At 68.0% G+C, this 18,315-nt stretch carries 17 protein-coding genes; 8 read left to right on the forward strand and 9 right to left on the reverse strand.

Going from position 1 to position 18,315, the window contains the following annotated elements; translation table 11 throughout:
* Positions 1 to 13: 13 nt before the first annotated feature.
* Complete coding sequence (locus BLR21_RS21385; protein WP_090007584.1) at positions 14 to 526, reverse strand: beta-class carbonic anhydrase; 513 nt, start codon at positions 524 to 526, stop codon at positions 14 to 16.
* A gap of 154 nt (positions 527 to 680) precedes the next feature.
* Between BLR21_RS21385 and BLR21_RS41725 the strand changes: the two genes are divergently transcribed.
* Complete coding sequence (locus BLR21_RS41725; RefSeq protein ID WP_143027806.1) at positions 681 to 1,352, forward strand: hypothetical protein; 672 nt, start codon at positions 681 to 683, stop codon at positions 1,350 to 1,352.
* A gap of 16 nt (positions 1,353 to 1,368) precedes the next feature.
* Here the strand turns inward: BLR21_RS41725 and BLR21_RS21400 are convergent, their stop codons facing one another.
* On the reverse strand, positions 1,369 to 2,472 hold the full coding sequence (locus BLR21_RS21400) for a LacI family DNA-binding transcriptional regulator (protein WP_090007808.1): 1,104 nt from the start codon (positions 2,470 to 2,472) through the stop codon (positions 1,369 to 1,371).
* A 116-nt stretch (positions 2,473 to 2,588) separates the two neighbouring features.
* Positions 2,589 to 3,644 (reverse strand): LacI family DNA-binding transcriptional regulator, encoded by a 1,056-nt coding sequence (locus BLR21_RS21405; RefSeq protein WP_090007587.1) that lies wholly within the window; start codon positions 3,642 to 3,644, stop codon positions 2,589 to 2,591.
* Between the two features lie 222 nt (positions 3,645 to 3,866).
* Between BLR21_RS21405 and BLR21_RS21410 the strand changes: the two genes are divergently transcribed.
* From BLR21_RS21410 to BLR21_RS21440, 7 genes are all read left to right on the forward strand, one after another.
* The gene (locus tag BLR21_RS21410; RefSeq protein WP_090007588.1) at positions 3,867 to 5,126 is read left to right on the forward strand and encodes an extracellular solute-binding protein; all 1,260 of its coding nucleotides are present in this window, start codon (positions 3,867 to 3,869) and stop codon (positions 5,124 to 5,126) included.
* 57 nt (positions 5,127 to 5,183) lie between these two features.
* Positions 5,184 to 6,101, forward strand: a complete 918-nt coding sequence (locus tag BLR21_RS21415) for a carbohydrate ABC transporter permease (RefSeq protein WP_256334841.1) — start codon at positions 5,184 to 5,186, stop codon at positions 6,099 to 6,101.
* Complete coding sequence (locus BLR21_RS21420) at positions 6,101 to 6,997, forward strand: sugar ABC transporter permease (RefSeq protein ID WP_090007812.1); 897 nt, start codon at positions 6,101 to 6,103, stop codon at positions 6,995 to 6,997. Before BLR21_RS21415 ends, BLR21_RS21420 begins: the two co-directional genes overlap by 1 nt.
* A 114-nt stretch (positions 6,998 to 7,111) precedes the next feature.
* Positions 7,112 to 8,206 (forward strand): ABC transporter ATP-binding protein, encoded by a 1,095-nt coding sequence (locus tag BLR21_RS21425; protein ID WP_090007589.1) that lies wholly within the window; start codon positions 7,112 to 7,114, stop codon positions 8,204 to 8,206.
* Between the two features lie 98 nt (positions 8,207 to 8,304).
* Positions 8,305 to 9,216 (forward strand): metal ABC transporter solute-binding protein, Zn/Mn family, encoded by a 912-nt coding sequence (locus BLR21_RS21430; RefSeq protein WP_090007590.1) that lies wholly within the window; start codon positions 8,305 to 8,307, stop codon positions 9,214 to 9,216.
* Positions 9,213 to 10,004, forward strand: coding sequence for a metal ABC transporter ATP-binding protein (locus BLR21_RS21435; RefSeq protein ID WP_090007591.1), 792 nt, complete (start codon positions 9,213 to 9,215; stop codon positions 10,002 to 10,004). The genes BLR21_RS21430 and BLR21_RS21435 overlap by 4 nt, the downstream gene beginning before the upstream one ends.
* The gene (locus BLR21_RS21440) at positions 10,001 to 10,816 is read left to right on the forward strand and encodes a metal ABC transporter permease (RefSeq protein ID WP_090007592.1); all 816 of its coding nucleotides are present in this window, start codon (positions 10,001 to 10,003) and stop codon (positions 10,814 to 10,816) included. Before BLR21_RS21435 ends, BLR21_RS21440 begins: the two co-directional genes overlap by 4 nt.
* Here the strand turns inward: BLR21_RS21440 and BLR21_RS21445 are convergent.
* From BLR21_RS21445 to BLR21_RS21470, 6 genes are all read right to left on the reverse strand, one after another.
* A complete protein-coding gene (locus BLR21_RS21445; RefSeq protein ID WP_256334842.1) occupies positions 10,802 to 12,160 on the reverse strand; it encodes a GGDEF domain-containing protein in 1,359 nt (452 codons plus the stop codon). The genes BLR21_RS21440 and BLR21_RS21445 overlap by 15 nt on opposite strands.
* Positions 12,161 to 12,479: 319 nt before the next feature.
* Positions 12,480 to 13,709 (reverse strand): MFS transporter, encoded by a 1,230-nt coding sequence (locus BLR21_RS21450; protein WP_090007593.1) that lies wholly within the window; start codon positions 13,707 to 13,709, stop codon positions 12,480 to 12,482.
* Positions 13,710 to 14,302: 593 nt separating this feature from the next.
* Positions 14,303 to 15,274 (reverse strand): 23S rRNA (guanosine(2251)-2'-O)-methyltransferase RlmB, encoded by a 972-nt coding sequence (gene rlmB, locus BLR21_RS21455; RefSeq protein WP_090007594.1) that lies wholly within the window; start codon positions 15,272 to 15,274, stop codon positions 14,303 to 14,305.
* Positions 15,275 to 15,279: 5 nt separating this feature from the next.
* Positions 15,280 to 16,674 carry a cysteine--tRNA ligase gene (gene cysS / locus BLR21_RS21460; protein ID WP_090007595.1) on the reverse strand — a complete coding sequence of 465 codons (1,395 nt, stop codon included), beginning with the start codon at positions 16,672 to 16,674 and terminating at the stop codon, positions 15,280 to 15,282.
* The gene (locus BLR21_RS21465) at positions 16,671 to 17,294 is read right to left on the reverse strand and encodes an HAD family hydrolase (protein ID WP_090007596.1); all 624 of its coding nucleotides are present in this window, start codon (positions 17,292 to 17,294) and stop codon (positions 16,671 to 16,673) included. The genes cysS and BLR21_RS21465 overlap by 4 nt, the downstream gene beginning before the upstream one ends.
* 25 nt (positions 17,295 to 17,319) lie before the next feature.
* Positions 17,320 to 18,264: a toll/interleukin-1 receptor domain-containing protein gene (locus BLR21_RS21470; protein WP_176929728.1), complete on the reverse strand. Its 945-nt coding sequence runs from the start codon at positions 18,262 to 18,264 to the stop codon at positions 17,320 to 17,322.
* Between the last annotated feature and the right edge of the window lie 51 nt (positions 18,265 to 18,315).

Here is an 18,315-nt window from a genome sequence, read left to right on the forward strand (position 1 = left end):
TCACAACGAAACCTCAGGCGGCCTGCGACTCGGCGGCGTCGACCTCGCGCAGCTCACCGGTGTGCACGTCGTAGACGAACCCGCGGACCTTGTCGGTGTGCGGAATGAACGCGCTGTGGCGAAGGCGGGCCATCGACCCGCGCACGCTCTGCTCGACGACCTTGAACGCCTCGACGGCCCAGGTCGGGCGAAGACCGGTGTCGGCCTCCAGCTCGTCCTTGAAGTCGTCCTCGGTCACCATCTCCAGGCCGCAGTTCGTGTGGTGCACGAGCAGGACCTCGCGCGTGCCGAGCTTGCGCTGGCTCAGCGCGAGCGATCGGATCGCGTCGTCGGTGACGACACCACCCGCGTTGCGCAGCACGTGCGCCTCACCCTGCTTCAAACCGAAGATCTCGAACACCCGGATGCGCGAGTCCATGCAGGTCAGAATCGCCACCTGCAGGGACGGCTTCGCGGACGAACGGTCTCCGGGAACCACGTTCCCGAGCTCGTAGTTCCGCTTGAGCAGTTCGTCGATCGCGGTCATGTGACACACCTCCATGGCCTACCGGCGGACCCCGCGTCGATTGGAACCGGAGTTAGCGCACGTTCACAAGGGGTTTCCGCTCAATATCACGTTCACCGGATCGAGCGATGCTCGCCTACCGCTGGATCAGACCTGGTCGAGTTACGTTCGGGCCGTGATCGAGCCCACAGGTCCGCTGTCGCCCACGGTGTACTGGCGCCGCCGTCTCGCCGCGATCGGGGCCGCGCTGGTCACACTCCTGGTCGTGATCTGGATCGTCGGGATGTTCGGCTCCGACGCCGAGACCACGCAGCCCACGAACGCCGCCGCGGCGTCGTCCTCGAACCCGCCGCCGAGCCTGTCCGAGAGTCCTGCGGCCGCGTCGTCCTCATCAACGACCCCGCCGCCCTCGCCGACGGAGACCACGCCGCCGCCCCCGCCTCCCGGACCGCCGCAGCCCTGCCCGGACGACGTGATCGGGGTCGTGGCGAAGGCGAACAAGCCCTTCTACACCATCGGTGACCAGCCGGAACTGTCCATGGACGTGGTCAACACCGGGCCGGTGCCGTGCATCAGGGACATCGGGCGCCAGCACCGCGAGCTCACGGTGCTGACCGCGGACGGCGCGACGGTGCTGTGGTCGAGCAACCACTGCCTCTCGGCGGTGGGCACGGAGACCCGCGTGATGCAGCCGAAGGAGACCTTCAACTACGGCACGAAGTGGGCGGGCTCCACCTCGAAGCCGGGGTGCGGGGCCCACACGCGCGTCGGGCCCGGTGACTATCTGCTGGTGGCGAAGCTGGCCGGGAAGGCCAGCTCACCCACCGTCTTCAGGCTCGAGCACTAGTCCTCGCGAGCACTGATCACGGCCCGAACCAACGCTCCTCGGCACCACCGCGCGGCGGCGCCGACGTCTTGCCGATGATCAGCTCGGTGGCGAGGTTCACCGACCGCGGGCGCGTCCGCTCGTTCGCGTCGAGCAGCAGCTTGCCCGCCGCCCGGCCCTTCTCCAGCACGGGCTGACGGACCGTGGTGAGCCCGGCCTCCTCGCCGGCGCGGATGCCGTCGAAGCCGGTCACGGTGATGTCGTGCGGCACGCGCAGGCCACGGCGGCCGGCCTCGGTCATGGCGCCCAGGGCGAGCACGTCCGAGGTGCAGATCAGCGCGGTGATCTGCGGGTCGCGGTCGAGGACCTGGGCCGCACCGGACGCGCCGGAGGCCGTGTTGTGGTCGAAGCGCTCGGCCACGGGCACCTGCGACCAGTCGACGCCGGCCTCGCTGAACGCCTCGGCCAGGCCGGACAGGCGGTTGCGCTGCACGTGGAAGTGGGCGGCGTGCTGGCGGTCCGGCGTCACGAAGCCGTCATTGCGGTCACGTGCGAGACGCATGCACACGACGCCGATGCGGCGGTGGCCCAGCCCGATGAGGTGCTTCGCGAGCTCGTACATCGCGCCGCGGTCGTCGATGCCGACGCGGTCCACGGTGCCGAGGTCCGGCTGGTCGCAGACGACGGTGGGCACCGGGCGTTCCAGCACGGCGGCGAGGTGCGGGTCGTCGTCCGGCACCGAGTAGACGACGAAGCCGTCGACACCGGCGCGGTGGACGGACGCGACGTCCTCGCGTTCGGGGTTGGCGGGCACCAGCAGCAGACCGGTTCCGGCGTCCTCGCACGCGAGCGCGAGGCCCTCCAGGAACCCGATCGCGGCCGGGTCGCGGAACGCGTACGAGAGGTTCTCGGTGAGCAACAGACCCACCGCCCCGGCTTTGCGCGTGCGCAACGAGCGCGCCACAGGATCCGGGCCGGGATAACCCAGCCTTCGGGCCGTGTCCAACACCCGCCGACGCAGCTCGGGAGAGAGCTGGTCGGGCCGGTTGTACGCGTTGGACACCGTTGTCCGGGAAACGCCCAGCTCAGCGGCCAGAGAGGCCAACGTTGCCGGACGTCGCACATGCATCGACCGCGCCATGAAAGGACCGTAACGGTTCAGAACCAATACGTGAAGTCAGGGTGACCTGCGTCCCTCAAATGACGCATCCGCCCTGGTTGGCCCATCTGCCTTGTTCAGAAGTTGGTCCAGACCAATTAGGGCAATCGGTCATCTCGTTTCGGAGGCGCAGACGATTCCCTGACGACGAGCCGCGGCCGGAAGACACGGGTGTAGTTGTCGGTGCTCTGCCTGCGGCGATCCGGGTCCAGACGCAGCACGAGCTCGTCGATCGCGGCCGCCGCCATCTCCTCGATCGGCTGCGCGAGCGTGGTCAAAGCGGGCGACGAATAGGCAGCCAATGGAATGTCGTCGAACCCGACGACCGACAGCTCCCCGGGTACCGAAATCCCTCTTTGGTGTGCCTCCCGCATGACGCCGAGCGCCATGTGGTCGGAGGAGCAGATCACCGCCGTCGGGCTCACCGTGTCGAGCAGTCGCGCCACGGCCTGACCGCCGCCCTCCGCGCTGAACGACGCGTGTGAGACGTACTCCGAACCCGCCGGCAGGTGGTCCTCCTCGAGCGCCGCGGCCCAGCCGGCGCGCTTGAGCCGGGACGGCAGCGAACGCGCGGGGCCCGAGACGAACCCGATCCGCCGGTGCCCGAGCTCGATCAGGTGCCTGGTCGCCATGTAGCCCGCGAGCTGCTCGTCGACCGTCACGTCGGGCACGTCCAGCGCGGGCGTGGCGCCGTTCAGGAACACCATGTGGACGCCGTCCGCCAGCAGCTTCGCGTAGTAGCTCGGCCGCGGCGCCTGGCCGAGCGGCACCTCGACGTTGGTGATCTCCGGTGACACGAACACCATGCCCTCGACCCCGCGGGCCAGGAGCATCCGGACGTACTCCTCCTCGCCCATCGGGGCGCCGCTGCGGGTGTTGCACAGCAGCGACGAGTAGCCCAGGCGCGCGGCCCGCGTCTCCAGCGCCTCGGCGAACGCGGGGAAGACCGGGTTCGAGAGCTCCGGCACGAGGAGGCCGATCACGCCGGTGCGTTGCAACGCACCGAGGCCGCGCGGGGTGTACGGCATCTCCGCGAGGACCGACAGCACCCGCTGCCGGGTCTCCTCGTTCACACCGGCGCGCCTGTTGAGAACACGGCTCACGGTCGAGATGGACACCCCGGCTGCCCTCGCGATCTCGGACAGTCCGGACACGTTGCCTCCCAGCTCAGATCAGGTTCGGCGCAAGCCTGCCGTGTTAGGAAAAATTTTGCAACGCGCGTTTGCAAGACGGAGCCGTTACGGCTTGGTTACGGTCCATGTCTTGACCTGACCATGGTTCTGGTAGTGAAATCGCCCGCAACATCTTCGCAAAACCTTGCAAGACCCTCGTCTCACTCGGAGATGAGGCCCCAGCTGGAGGGAACGGCAGCAACGATGCGACGGACAACCCTCGTGACCGCCATGGCGACGGGTGTCGCCCTCGTGCTCACCGCCTGCGGAAGCGGTGGATCGAGCAGCAACAGCGGATCCGACTCGGGCGAGGTGACCTTCTGGGACACCAGTGGTCCCAACGAGAGCCCGGTCTTCAAGAAGATCGCGGAAGGCTGTGCCACCAAGGACGGCTACAAGGTCAAGGTCGAGACGCAGGCCTTCGACGGCGCGCTCAACAACTACAAGACCGCGGCCCAGGGTGGCCAGGGCCCCGACGTCTTCCGCTCCGAGGTCGCGTGGGTGCCGCAGCTCGCGAAGCTGAGCTACGTCGCCGACCTGTCCGACACCGACCTCGCGAAGGACACCTCCGACTTCCTGGAGGCCCCGCTGGGCTCCACGAAGTACGAGGGCAAGACCTACGCGGTGCCGCAGGTGACCGACTCGCTCGCGTTGCTCTACAACAAGAAGAAGCTCGCCGACGCCGGTGTCGAGCCGCCGAAGACGTGGGACGAGCTCAAGGCCGCCGCCCCCAAGCTGGGTGGCGAGAAGGCGTTCTTCCTCAACAACGACGCGTACTACGCGCTGCCGTTCATCTACGGCGAGGGCGGCGACCTGGTCGACGCGTCCGCCAAGAAGATCGTCGTGAACTCCGCGCAGAACGTGAAGGCGCTGGAGACCGCGAAGGGCCTGCTCGACGCCAAGGCCGCCACCACGGCGCTCGACGCGACGAACTCCTACTCGAACATGCAGGCCGCGTTCTCCAGCGGTGAGGCCGCCATGGTCATCAACGGTCCGTGGGCCGTCGCCGACTACCTCAAGGGCGCCGCGTTCACCGACGCCTCGAACCTCGGCATCGCCGCGGTCCCCGGCCCGACCGCGGGCAAGGGCAGCGCGCCGGTCGGTGGCCACGACTACGTGATCCGCCAGGGCACCAAGGCGAAGCAGTCGTCCATCAAGTTCATCCAGTGCATGGCTTCGGTCGAGTCGCAGGCGACCATCGCCAAGGAACTGGGCCTGCTGCCGACCCGCAAGTCGGCCTACCAGAACCCCGACGTCAAGGCCAACGCCGTCGTCGCCGCGTTCGAGCCGGTCACCAAGGTCGCGCACGAGCGTCCGTGGATCCCGGAGGGCGGCGAGCTGTTCGACCCGCTGAAGATCGGCTACGCGGACTTCCTGGCCGGCAAGAAGGACGCCAAGACCGCCCTTGACGACGTCGCGAAGGCGTACCAGGAGAAGGTCGTCACCGAGTACTCGATCGGCTGATCGTGTTGAACGGCCGGGGCCTCACCGCCCCGGCCGTTCGCCGGAAGGAGAGTCCCGGTGCGTCGGTTCCTGGACAGGTACTGGTACGCGTACGCGATGGTGCTGCCGGTCGTGGTGGTCATCGCGGTGTTGGTGCTCTACCCGCTCGCACAGGGCGTGTTCTTCACCTTCACGAACATCAACGAAGGCAACATCGCCAACCCGATCCTCGATCGGCCGGCCACCTACGACGTGGTGGGCTTCAAGAACTACCTCAACGTGCTGTCCGGCGGCGAGTCGTACGGCGCGTTCTGGAGCACGCTGGTCCGCACGCTGATCTGGACCTTCTCCTGCGTGTTCCTGCACTACACCGTCGGTCTCGGCCTGGCGCTGCTGCTGAACCGGCAGGTGCGCGGCCGCGCGCTCTACCGCGTGCTGCTGATCCTGCCGTGGGCCGTGCCCGCGTTCATCAGCGCGTTCGCGTGGAAGTACATGTTCAACGCGCAGTACGGGATCATCAACCAGCTGCTGCGCTCGGTCGGCCTGCCCGACCCGGTGTGGCTCGGCCAGTCGGACTGGGCGCTGGTGTCGGTGATCATCGTCAACGTCTGGCTGGGCGTTCCGTTCATGATGGTGGCGCTTCTCGGCGGCCTGCAGTCGATTCCGGGCGACCTCTACGAAGCGGCCGAAATGGACGGTGCCACGCCGTGGCAGCGGTTCCGGCACGTCACGTTGCCCGGCCTGCGTTCGGTGTCGTCGACGGTGGTGCTGCTGGGCATCATCTGGACGTTCAACATGTTCCCGGTGATCTACCTGATCGCCGGACCGAACCCGAACGCCCGGATCCTGGTCACCTACGCGTTCGAGCGGTTCTTCTCCGGCGCGTCCCGCGACTACGCCATCGCGTCGACCTACGGCGTGCTGATCCTTTCGGTGTTGTTGGTGTTCGCCGCGATCTACCGGCGAGCGCTGCGCAAGCAGGGCGAGGTGTGGTGATGACGCTCGACGCATCGTCGCTGAAGGTCGTTCAGGCCGGCGGCAACCGGCTGCGCAGGACCGACCGGTCCAAGGGCGCCTCCGTCGCCCTGCACGCCACCCTGATCGTCGCGTCGATCATCGCGGTGTTCCCGGTCTTCTGGGTGTTCGTCACCTCGCTGAAGCCGGACGCCCGCGCGGTCGAGCCGACGCCGAAGCTGTTCAACGAGTCCTCTTTGGACAACTACACCCGTGTGCTGTCGGGCGAGAAGGGCGACTTCCTCGCCTGGTTCGGCAACTCCGTGGTGATCGCCCTGATGACCACGGTGATCGGCGTCTTCATCTCGGCCACCGCCGGGTACGCGGCCTCGCGGTTCCGGTTCCCCGGCAAGCGCGGCCTGATGATGTCGTTCCTGCTGGTGCAGATGTTCCCGTTCGCGGTGCTGATCGTGCCGCTGTACAACATCCTCATCGCCTTGGGGCTCAACGGAACCTCGTTCGGCCTGGTGCTCGTCTACTGCACGACCGCCGTGCCGTTCTGCACGTACATGCTCAAGGGCTACTTCGACACGGTGCCGTCGGACATCGACGAGGCCGGCCGGGTGGACGGCCTGTCGCCGTTCGGCGTGTTCTGGCGGCTGATCATGCCGCTGGCCAAGCCGGGTCTCGCCGTCACGTCGTTCTACGCGTTCCTGACGGCGTGGGGCGAGGTGGCGTTCGCGTCGGCGTTCCTGTCCGCGGCGGACGAGTCGAAGACGCTGGCCGTGGGGTTGCAGGTGTTCGTGCAGCAGAACAGGACGGAGTGGGGGCACCTCGCCGCCGCGTCCATTCTGGTCGCGATTCCCGCGATCGTCGTGTTCTACCTGGTGCAGCGGTTCCTGGTGCAGGGCCTCGCGTCCGGCGCCGTGAAGGGCTGAGAGGACGTAAGCGCTTACGTTGTCCCGCCGCGAAACGTAAGCGCTTACGTCTGTTCCCGTAAGCGCTTGCAATGCATAACGTCGCGCCCAGACAAGCGGTGAAAGGTGCGTCACATGGCAGAGGTGTCCTACGTCAAGGCGTCGCGGATCTTCTCCGGCAACCCGCCGGTGCGGGCGGTCGACGAGCTCTCCCTCGAGGTGAGCGACGGCGAGTTCCTGGTGCTGGTCGGTCCGTCCGGTTCCGGTAAGTCGACGGCGCTGCGCATGCTCGCGGGTCTGGAGGACATCGACGAGGGCGCCATCCACATCGGTGGCAAGGACGTGACGAACGTGCCGCCGAAGGGCCGGGACATCGCCATGGTGTTCCAGTCGTACGCGCTGTACCCGCACATGACCGTCGCGGAGAACATGGGCTTCGCGCTCAAGCTGCGCGGTGTGCCGAAGACCGAGATCAAGGCGAAGGTCGAAGAGGCCGCCAAGATGCTCGACCTGCAGAAGTACCTGGAGCGCAAGCCGAAGGCGCTCTCCGGCGGTCAGCGTCAGCGTGTCGCCATGGGCCGCGCCATCGTGCGTGAGCCCTCCGTGTTCCTCATGGACGAGCCGCTGTCCAACCTGGACGCCAAGCTGCGTGTCGAGACGCGTGCGAACATCGCCGCCCTCCAGCAGCGCCTCGGCACCACCACGATCTACGTCACGCACGACCAGGTCGAGGCCATGACGATGGGCCACCGGGTCGCGGTGCTCAAGGACGGCCTGCTGCAGCAGTGCGACACGCCTCGCGCGCTGTACGACCGCCCGGCCAACGCGTTCGTCGCGGGCTTCATCGGCTCGCCGGCCATGAACCTCAAGACCGTGCCGATCTCGGCCGAGGGCGCGAAGCTCGACGGCATCATCGTGCCGCTGACCCGTTCCGCGCTCGACGCCGCCGGTGGTCTGGACGAGGTCACCTTCGGCATCCGGCCCGAGGCGCTCGGCATCGTGCCGTCGGGCGAAGAGGGCATGGACATGACAGTCGAGCTGGTCGAGGAGCTCGGCGCCGACGCGCTCGTGCACGGTGCGGTGAAGATCGGCGACGCGTCGCAGCGCTTCGTCGTCCGCGTCGACGGTCGCACGCCGCCGACCCTGGGCCAGCACGTCAAGGTGGCCGTCCGCGACACCACCGAGATTCACCTGTTCCACCCCGAGTCGGGCGAGCGCCTGGAGGCGTGAGTCACTTCGAAAAGCCCCCGGCGTGACCGTCGGGGGCTTTTTCGTGTCGTAAACTGAACTCGACAACGGTTTCCATTACCTGATCGAGGGACGGCGTGATGACTCTCCGCAACGCTCTGGTCGGCGCTCTCGCCGTCGCAAGCCTGGCCGCCTGCGGCACGACGACGCCGTCCGCTGACAGCGGCAAGATCGAGGTCATCGCCTCGACGAACGTGTGGGGCAGCGTCATCAAGGCCGTCGGCGGCGACGAGGTCGACGTCAAGGCCCTGCTGGACGACCCGTCGGCCGACCCGCACTCGTACGAGAGCAAGCCCGCGGACGCGGCGCTGGTCAAGGACGCCAAGCTGGTCGTGTTCAACGGCGGCGGCTACGACGACTTCTTCGCGAAGCTGATCACCAGCGACGCCACCAGGAAGATCGAGGCCTTCCCGCTGCGCGACAACCACGCGGAGCCGCAGACCGGGGCGCCCGACGCCGACGGTCACGACCACGGCGTCAACGAGCACGTCTGGTACGACCTGCACACCGTGCAGGCGGTGGCCGAGGCCGCGGCGAACGAGCTCGGTGCCATCGCGCCGGACAAGAAGACGACGTTCGAGAAGAACACGGCGGACTTCACCGCCAAGCTCGAGGAGCTCGAGAAGAAGATCGCCGGCGTCGGCCAGGGCAAGAAGGTCGCCGCCACCGAGCCCATCGCGCACTACCTGCTCGACGAGTCCGGCGCCGAGGACGTGACGCCCGAGGCGTTCAGCAAGGCCATCGAGGAGGAGTCGGACGTGCCGGCCGCCGCGCTCGCGGAGATGAACCAGCTGGTCGAGGGCAAGCAGATCAACGTGCTGGTGGAGAACACCCAGACCGAGAACCAGGTCACGAAGAGCGTGGTCGAGAAGGCCAAGGCGGCGGGCGTGCCGGTCGTCGCGGTCACCGAGACGCTGCCCGAGGGTGTGACCGGCTACCTTGACTGGATGAGCAAGCAGGTCGACGAGCTTTCGCGGGCGCTCAAGGCATGAGCGCGATCTCGCTGCGCGGGGCCCGGCTGTCCTACGGGGACAGAGTGCTGTGGGACGGGCTCGACCTCGACGTCGAACCCGGTGAGTTCCTCGCCGTCCTGGGGCCCAACGGCTCCGGCAAGACCAGCCTGATGCGGGTGCTGCTCGGCTTGCAGCCGTTGTCCGCGGGCACGGTCTCGATCGCCGGCGGCAACCAGGCCATCGGGTACATCCCGCAGCAGCGAGCGCTCGACCAGTCCATGACGTTGCGCGGCCGTGATCTCGTCGGGCTGGGCCTGGACGGCCACCGGTGGGGTTTCGGGCTGCGCGGCCGTCAGGACCGCAGGATCCGGGTCGACGCGGCCATCGAGGCCGTGGACGGTACGCGGTACGCGGACTCGCCCATCGGGGTGCTGTCCGGCGGTGAGCAGCAACGGTTGCGCGTCGCGCAGGCCCTGGTCGGCGACCCGACCGTGATGCTGTGCGACGAACCGTTGCTGTCGCTGGACCTTGCGAACCAGCGGGTCGTCACCGAACTGATCGACAAGCGGCGTCGTGAGTCCGACACCGCCGTCCTCTTTGTGACGCACGAACTGAATCCCGTGCTGCCGCTCGTCGATCGGGTCCTGTACCTGGTGGGCGGGCGGTTCCGCATCGGTACGCCGGAAGAGGTCATGAACTCCCGCACGTTGTCCGAGCTGTACCGGACGCCGGTCGAGGTCGTGCGGGTGCGCGACCAGATCCTGGTGGTCGGCGCCGGCGCCTGCGAGGAGCAGACGCACCACCTGTCGGCGGAGGCCGCGTCGTGAGCTTTCTCGACCTGCTCGAACTGGACTTCGTACAGACCGCGCTGATCGCGGCCGCCGTGCTGGGCCTGGTCGCCGGCGTGCTGGGGCCGCTCGTGGTGACCCGCAAGATGGCTTTCGCCGTGCACGGCACCAGCGAGCTCGCGTTCACCGGTGGCGCGGCGGCGTTGCTGCTCGGCATCGGCATCGGGTACGGCGCGCTGGCCGGGTCGATCATCGCCGCGGTGCTGCTCGGGGTGTTGTCGCGGCGCGAGAGCGACCGCGACTCGGTGATCGGCGCGATCCTCGCGTTCGGGCTCGGCATGGGCATTCTGATGCTGGCGCTCTACAAAGGGCGTGCGTCCAACAAGTTCGGTCTGCTGACCGGTCAGATCGTCGGGGTCGACTCGACGGACCTCAAGCTGCTGGTGATCTCGTCCATCGCCGTCCTGGTGGTGATGGCGTTCATCTACCGGCCGTTGTTCTTCGCGTCGGTGGACCCGGACGTGGCGGTGTCGCGCGGGATTCCGGTGCGAACGCTGTCGGTCGTGTTCGCGGTGCTGGTCGGTGTCGCGACCGCGCTGTCCGTTCAGGTCGTGGGCGCGTTGCTGGTGCTGGCGTTGATGATCACGCCGGCGGCCGCCGCGATGCGCCTCACCGCGTCGCCGTTGCGAGCCACGGTTCTTTCCGTCGTCTTCGCCGAGCTCGCGGCGGTGGGAGGAATCCTGCTGTCGCTCGTACCGGCGCTTCCCGTGAGCGCCCTCGTGACGGCCGTGAGCTTCGTGATCTACCTGGTCTGCCGGGCCGTGTCCTGGCGACGTTCACGCAGTGCGTGAGGTGATCGGCTTGGTCGCCTCGTCCTGGCGGGGCGCCGGCATCAGCCGCGGCGGGATGTCCAGGCCTGCCACCCGCACCTGATTACGGCCGTTCTCCTTGGCCTTGTACAGGGCTGCGTCCGCCGAGTGCTGGGCCATGGCCATGTCCGGGCCGTTGTCCGGGATCACCGCCACGCCGATGGAGGCCGAGATCGCCTGCAGCGACTCGCCTTCCGGTTCCGGGGGCTGGATCTCGCGGCCGTAGAGCGTGACCACGTTGCGGTGCTTGTCGGTCGTCGGGACGGCCAGGGAGCCGATGGCCTCGCGGATACGTTCGGCGATCGTCACGCCCTGGGCCACCGGGGTGTTCTTCAGCGCTACCACGAACTCCTCGCCGCCGTCCCGGCCCGCCACGTCTCCAGGGCGGAGCTTTTCGCGGAGGATTCGGCCCACCTCCGCCAGCACGGCGTTGCCCGCCGGGTGGCCCCAGGTGTCGTTGATGCGCTTGAAGTGGTCCAGGTCGATGACCAGGACGGTCATCGGTTCGCCGTCCAGGCGGCAGCGTTCGGCCAGGCGGCCCGCGTACTCGGCCAGGCCGTTCGTGTTCAGCAGGCCCGTCCGGTAGTCGGTGTGGGCGTCCGCGGCCAGGCGCTGGTGCAGCTGTTCCTGCTCGCGCAGCAGGCGTTCCAGGTGGGTTCGGCGCTCGCCTGCCCTCGACAACAACGCGTTCACCAGGATCACCGGGACGGTGAGCAGCAGAGGGCCCACCCAGTGGCTCGTCATCAGCATGCCGAGCATGGCGCCGGCGCCGAGGGTGCTCATTTCGAGCATGTTGTCGACCTTGGAGCCGAGGAAGTCGAGGACCTTCGAGTTCGGCGTCACGATCTTGAAGGCGGCCGCGACGGTCATCACCTGGACGAACCAGTAGACGACCGCGGCTATCGCGAGGATCAGGACGAGGCTCAGGTCCGTCGGGATGTTTCCGGTGGCCGCCAGAGAAACACCCGACAGGTGCACCAATGCCCACGACAGAAGTGTGGAGGCGAGCATGGAGGCGGTGCCGAAGACGAAGCGGTAGGGCTGACGGCGGGCGATCGGCTGGATCAGGATGCGCATCCAGATCGTGGCGATCACGGCCAGGCCGCCGGGAAGTGCCACCGCGGCGGCGAAGGTCCAGACCGAGGTGAGGTCGATGTGGGGGCCTGAGGCCTCGTTGCGGCGTGCCTCTTCGGCTCTGCGCACGACGGTCAGGTGGATGGTGATCGCGGCGATGAGCGCGCCGAAGCGGAGCCAGTCGTCGGTCGAAACGGCGGTAAGCCTCGTCAGGAGCCAAATGGCGGCTACGGCTACGGCCGCTTCGAGCACGAAAAAGTACGCGATCGCACTAGGCGCAACGGTCCAAAGGTCCCAGTTGCGAATCGGAGTCAAGCCCAATGCCCGCGATCGCCTGCGATCAGTCAAACTGTTCTTCACCACGACCCCCTACGCTCATGGAACGTCATGAGCCAAGCCGCCGCTGACCAGGTCGTAGACCACCACGCTGCCGCTCGTCGCAACGAGGAGGTGTCCTTCCATGTGTAACCGGGACTTCTGAACGCCGCCCTTCCTCTACTCGGCTTCACTCTCGCACCTCGATCATCATGGTGCCTCTACGACGGATATCGCTATTGGTGACCGTTCTGTTTCAGATTGCCACCGCCTTCGTGTCGTCGCGACCCCGGGCACGTCGCCAGGCGAAGGTCGCCTGCGTCGCCAGCAGCAGTCCGATTCCGCCCGCTCCCGCGATCGTGGCAGTCACCGATCCGATGGAACTGGCGACGACACCGGCCAGCGCCATTCCTCCGCCCTGGCTCGAACGCAGCGCCGCGCGCCCAATGCCGTAGGCCCTGCCGCGGTACTGGTCCGGTAGCAGCCGCATCCACGCCGAACGAGCGGGTGTGTGATAAGCCCCGCCTATACCGGCGAACACCAGCAAAACGATCGTCCAGGTCAGGTTCGGGTTGAGAGCGAACAGGATCAACGGCGCCAGCGACAGGATCGCGAGCGGGCCGATGAGCCGTTCTCGTTTAGCCGGATCCCGGACGAGGCGGAAGAGCAGCGCCACGCCCAGCACGTTCGCGGCGGGTTCGATGGCGAGGATCAGGCCGACCGCCCAGACCGCGTTCAGACTGGCCGCCAGGGGGATCGCGAGGCCTTCCGGGACCATCGCGAGGCCCGCGAGCATGCGGACGCCCAGCAGGGTCCTCAGGCGCGGCTCGGACACCATCAGCGTCAGCACGCCGCGAGGTTGTTCCTCGTCGTCCTTCTTCTTGCGGCCCAGCGGGTCCGCCGCCGGGCGGTGCTTCACGGACGTCTGCACCAGGATCGCCAGGGCGGCGAACGTGACGGCGTTGACCGCCAGCGCCAGGCCCGGACTGGTGTGCGCGACGAGGAAGCCGGCGGCCGCCAGGCCTGCCATCTGCGCTATGTCGACGGACGTGCCGAACAACGCCACCCCGTCGTCGTAGCGCTTCGGCGGCAGCACGTGCGGGAGGCTCGCCTCCTGGGCCGCGAGGTACGGCGAGGAGATCGCCAGGACCACCACCAGCAGCACGATCATGGCCCACAGCGGCATGCCCGGAATGGCCATCGCCGCCATGAACCCTGCCTGCAACCAGGCCGTCGTCACCATTACCGTGCGGCGCGGGAACCGGTCGGCCACCCAGCCGAGCAACGGGCCCGAAATCAACGGCGGGAAGAGCGTCAGCGACCACGTGAGGGCGGTCGCGGCAACGGATCGTGTTCGTTCGAATACGAGCAGTGATAGTGCGACCGCCGCGAGTTGGTCACCGGCGGTCGATACCGTCGAACCGATCCACATGGCGCGGAACTCGCGCAAAGCCACGAGCTCGCGCAGGGTGCCGCGGGTCGTCATGCGGTACCTCGCGGGGTCGCTGCCCGCGCGCGGTGAATCGGCACGTCCCGATTCGTCCTACGCCGAGTCACGTCGCCCCCGCCGGTGGTAATCAATTCCTATCGACAATCACGGTAGAAGCTGCCTGACCGTTCAACGTCTGTCCTACCACAGTGTGTACCTAAACGGAGCAGGGCAGTTACCTAAAGTAGTTACAATAGCAAAACGTCTAGCTGATCTTCTTCACAGTTGACCTCGGGCTCGCCTGATTGGACCCCAAATGGTCACGTTGTGTGTCAGCTGGTGCCAAACGGGTGTCCGTTGCTCCGCCAACCGGTCCAACCAGCCCCGACTCCGGCACGGCCGGACAGGTGAATTGCGATCAAGATGAAGGTACCCGCGCCCGGGAGCGGCGCGAAATGGGCCACGCCGTTTGTCATCGCGATCAGTCGTGAAGTTCTGGCAAGTGTGGAGATCTCGTTTCCCCGCCCGCGTGACGAAACCGGTTTCGCAGGCGGGAAAACGATCACTAACGTCGGCAATGAACGCGATTGGCGTCGCGCACCGGCCGATAACGTCAGACAACTGTCGGACAAGCCCCGTCAGTAGGGTTTTCAGCCCTTGGCCGCAATACGGCGGCGGCGGGCGACCTCGGCCAGCACGACACCCGCCGCGACGGACGCGTTGAGCGACTCGACGCCGGTGGCCATCGGGATCGACACGGTCTGGTCGCAGGTCTCCTTGACCAGACGACCGAGGCCGCGGCCCTCCGAGCCCACCACGACGACGAGCGGGCCCGTCGCGAGGTCCAGACCGTCGACGTCGACGTCACCGTCCGCGTCGAGACCCACGACCATCAGGCCGGCCTCGGCCCAGTCGCGCAGCGTGCGGGTGAGGTTCGTGGCCATCGCGATCGGGATCTTCGCCGCCGTGCCCGCGCTCGTGCGCCAGGCGACCGCCGTCATCGACGCGCTGCGGCGCTGTGGCACCACGACGCCCTGCGCGCCGAACGCCGCGGCGGACCGCACCACGGCACCCAGGTTGCGCGGGTCCGTCACGCCGTCGAGCGCCACCAGCAGCGGCGGCGTACCGGCGCGCTGGGCGAGTTCGAGCAGCTCGTCCGGGGTTGCGTACTCGAACGGCGGCACCTGCAGGCCGAGGCCCTGGTGCATGGCGCCGCCGGTGATCCGGTCGAGCTCACCGCGGGACACCTCCAGCACGGAGATTCCCCGCTCGGCGGCCAGGCTCACGGCCTCGGCCACGCGGTCGTCCGAGTCGATGCCCAGAGCCACGTACAGCGCCGTAGCGGGCGTGCCCGCGCGCAGGCACTCCACGACCGGGTTGCGGCCCGCCACGGTCTCGGCGGAGGCCTTTTCCTTCGTCTGCCTGCGCTGGGTCCTGGCGGCACTGGACTTCGCCGCCATCTTGGCGTTCCGGTACGCCGGGTGGTTCGGTCGCTCGACCGCCTTCGGCGTCGGACCCTTGCCCTGCAGGCCCTTGGACTTCTGGCCGCCGGAGCCGGTGACCGCGCCCTTCTTCGAGCCCGGATTGCGCATCGCGCCCTTGCGCTTGGAATTGCCAGCCACGGAAGTCAGTCGTCCTTCAAAGTCCACTGCGGACCGTCGGGGGTGTCCTCGACGGCGATGCCCGCGTCGTGCAGCTGGTCGCGCAGTGCGTCGGAGCGCGCGAAATCCCTGCTCTTGCGGGCGTCCTGGCGTTCGACGAGAAGCCGATCCACCAGGGTGGTCAACGCCTGCCGCATGCCGAGATCGGCAGACGAGGCGTCGTTCCACTTCGGCGACAACGGGTCGACGCCGAGGATGTCAGCCATCCGGCGCACGCACTCGGCGGCCGCACGGGCCGTCTCGTGGTCGCCGTCGGCGAGTGCGGTGTTGCCCTGGCGCACCTTGTTGTGCAGTGCCGCCACGGCTTGGGGCGTGTTCAGGTCGTTGTCCATCGCCACGACGAAGTCCGGGCACATGTCGCCCTCGCGCTCGATCGGGCCGACGCGTTCCGCGACACGGCGCAGGAACGACTCGATGCGCCCGTAGGACGTCACCGCCTCCTGCAACGCCTCTTCGGAGTACTCGATGTGCGAACGGTAGTGCGGCGCCACCAGGTAGTACCGCAGCTCCTGCGCGCGGACCTTGTCCAGCATCGCGGGGATGGAGACGGTGTTGCCGAGCGACTTGGCCATCTTCTCGCCGGACAGCGTCACCCAGTAGTTGTGCATCCAGTAGTTCGCGAAGCCGTCACCGGCCGCGCGCGACTGGGCCTGCTCGTTCTCGTGGTGCGGGAAGATCAGGTCGAGCCCGCCGCCGTGGATGTCGAACGTGCCGCCGAGGTACGTCGTGGCCATCGCCGAGCACTCCAGGTGCCAGCCGGGCCTGCCGTCGCCCCACGGCGTCGGCCAGGACGGCTCGCCGGGCTTGGCGGCCTTCCACAGCGTGAAGTCGCGCGGGTCACGCTTGCCGCGCACCGCCGTCTCACCCTGCTCCACGCCGTCGAGCCGCTGCCCGGACAGCGCGCCGTACTCGGGGAACGAGCGCACGTCGAAGTAGACGTCGCCGCCGACGTCGTACGCGTGGCCCTTGTCGATCAGCCGCTGCATCAGCTCGACCATCTGCGTGACGTGGCCGGTGGCGCGCGGCGCGTACGACGGCGGCAGGCAGCCCAGCGCGTCGTAGGCGGCCTCGAAGGCGCGCTCGTGCGTGTACGCCCACTCCCACCACGGCCGGTCGTGCTCGGCGGCCTTGGTGAGGATCTTGTCGTCGATGTCGGTGACGTTGCGGACCAGCGTGACGTCAGCGCCGTCGCGGGCGAGCCAGCGGCGCAGGACGTCGAAGTTCAGGCCGCTGCGGACGTGGCCGATGTGCGGCACACCCTGCACGGTCGCCCCACACACGTAGATCGACGCCGTTCCGTTGACCTGCGGGTGGAACTCCCGCATGGACCGGCTCGCCGTGTCGTAGATGTGGAGGCTCACACGGGAATGGTACGGGCCACATCCAACAGCGCATTTGGCCGGTCACTCGTAGGAACCGGGTTGACGAGCCGGAAGGCACAACCGATCGCCTCGGCTCCGCCGTCCGCCTCCTCGCTGTCGCCGACCATCACGGCGTCGCGGGGATCGACGCCCAGCCGTTCGCACGCGGTGGTGAAGATCTTCGGGTCCGGCTTGATGACGCCTTCTTCGTAGGACAGCACGAACTCGTCCACGAGGTGCGTCAGGCCGTGCAGCTCGAAGACGCTGCGGATGTCCCAGCCGATGTTGCTGACGACCGCGACGGGGACGTCCTTCAGGTGTTCCAGCGTGGCCCTGGTGTCCGGGTAGGGCACCCACGACTCCGGGTTCAGCAGCTGGTCGTAGAACGCCTCGGCGTCCGCGACCAGGGAGTCCTTCAGGACCCTGACGTGGACCCAGCGGTGGAGGTCGGGGTCGAGGTCGCGGCGGTGCCAGGCGTCCACCAGTTCGGGGTCCATGCCGTCGGCGATGCCGACCGGGGCCGTGAGGGCACGCATCAGGGCACCGTTGGACTCGAGCTCGGGATGCTCGAGCCGGAACAGCGTGCCGGAGAAGTCGAAGAGCGCGGCGCGGATCGTCACGCCCCCGACTCTACGTGCCGAACGGCTAGGTGGTCTGGACCTTTTTGAGCTCGGCCTCGACCGGTGACATGTCGTAGGACAGGGTGAGCTCCAGATCGCCCGCACCGCGCTCGCTGGCGGCCGTGAACTCCTCGACGAACTGCTCGATCTGCTTGAGCGGCTGGTCGGGGAGTTGCGCGGCGGTGGCGTAGAGGGCGGTGAACCGGTCCGGCGTCGTGGTGCCGCGCAGGTCGGCGGACCAGTCGAGCAGGTTCTCGTACTGCTCCACGAAGCGGTTCGCCAGCAGGCGGATCTTGTCCTTGTCGCCCGGCCGGCCCGCCGGTCCGAACGCCCACTGCTGCCTGCCCGGCGAGAGCAGGTCCGAGATGGCGTTGATGATCCCGTCGAACGTCCGCGAACGCGCCGTGAAGTAGTCCAGCGCGTCGGTGTCCGTGGTGATCGTCCGTCCGGCCGCGGCGAAGCCCATCTCGTGGCTGATCCGCTTGTCCTTGAGGTTGCGCATGTGCAGCCCCACGGTGTCGGAGAACAGCTGGTACTCCCAGCCCGCCGGCGGTGCGGCGACCGCGGCGCCGACCTTCTTCGCGATCATCCCGGCCAGTTCGCGCGGGGTGAGGCGGCGCAGGTCGAGGTAACCGGTGCCGACCCGCAGCGCCGGGAGGTCGGTGTCGTCGAACCGGACCGGCAGCACGTACTCGGTGTCGGAGACCAGCGCGCGGTCGAACGCGGACTGCCGCTCGTGCTTGGTCCACATCTTCCTGGCGTAGTGCTCCGACACGAACATCACGCAGAAGCGCGAGTCGTGGCGGTAGATCTGGTCGAGGTGCTCGATGAGGTTCTTGCCCCAGAGATCGGCTTGCTCGTCGGTGTCGTAGAAGCGGGTCACGCCCAGCTCGGTGAGGTGGCGGGCCACCTCGTCGACGTAGGGGCGGTCTTCGCCGGCGAAGGAGAGGCACACGTCGTACTTGGGCACGAGGCGCATGTTAGTGGCGGGAACCACACCGCTGTGCGGGGAGTTGGGTAG

The sequence above is a fragment of the Lentzea albidocapillata subsp. violacea genome (genome assembly GCF_900100275.1).
In the GTDB taxonomy this organism is placed as follows: Bacteria; Actinomycetota; Actinomycetes; order Mycobacteriales; family Pseudonocardiaceae; genus Lentzea; species Lentzea violacea.

Coding starts and splice junctions, on each gene's coding strand:
- BLR21_RS21385 (WP_090007584.1), bottom strand. CDS start 526: ATGACCGCGATCGACGAACTGCTCAAGCGGAACTACGAGCTCGGGAAC.
- BLR21_RS21400 (WP_090007808.1), bottom strand. CDS start 2,472: ATGGCGCGGTCGATGCATGTGCGACGTCCGGCAACGTTGGCCTCTCTG.
- BLR21_RS21410 (WP_090007588.1), top strand. CDS start 3,867: ATGCGACGGACAACCCTCGTGACCGCCATGGCGACGGGTGTCGCCCTC.
- BLR21_RS21420 (WP_090007812.1), top strand. CDS start 6,101: ATGACGCTCGACGCATCGTCGCTGAAGGTCGTTCAGGCCGGCGGCAAC.
- BLR21_RS21425 (WP_090007589.1), top strand. CDS start 7,112: ATGGCAGAGGTGTCCTACGTCAAGGCGTCGCGGATCTTCTCCGGCAAC.
- BLR21_RS21430 (WP_090007590.1), top strand. CDS start 8,305: ATGACTCTCCGCAACGCTCTGGTCGGCGCTCTCGCCGTCGCAAGCCTG.
- BLR21_RS21435 (WP_090007591.1), top strand. CDS start 9,213: ATGAGCGCGATCTCGCTGCGCGGGGCCCGGCTGTCCTACGGGGACAGA.
- BLR21_RS21450 (WP_090007593.1), bottom strand. CDS start 13,709: ATGACGACCCGCGGCACCCTGCGCGAGCTCGTGGCTTTGCGCGAGTTC.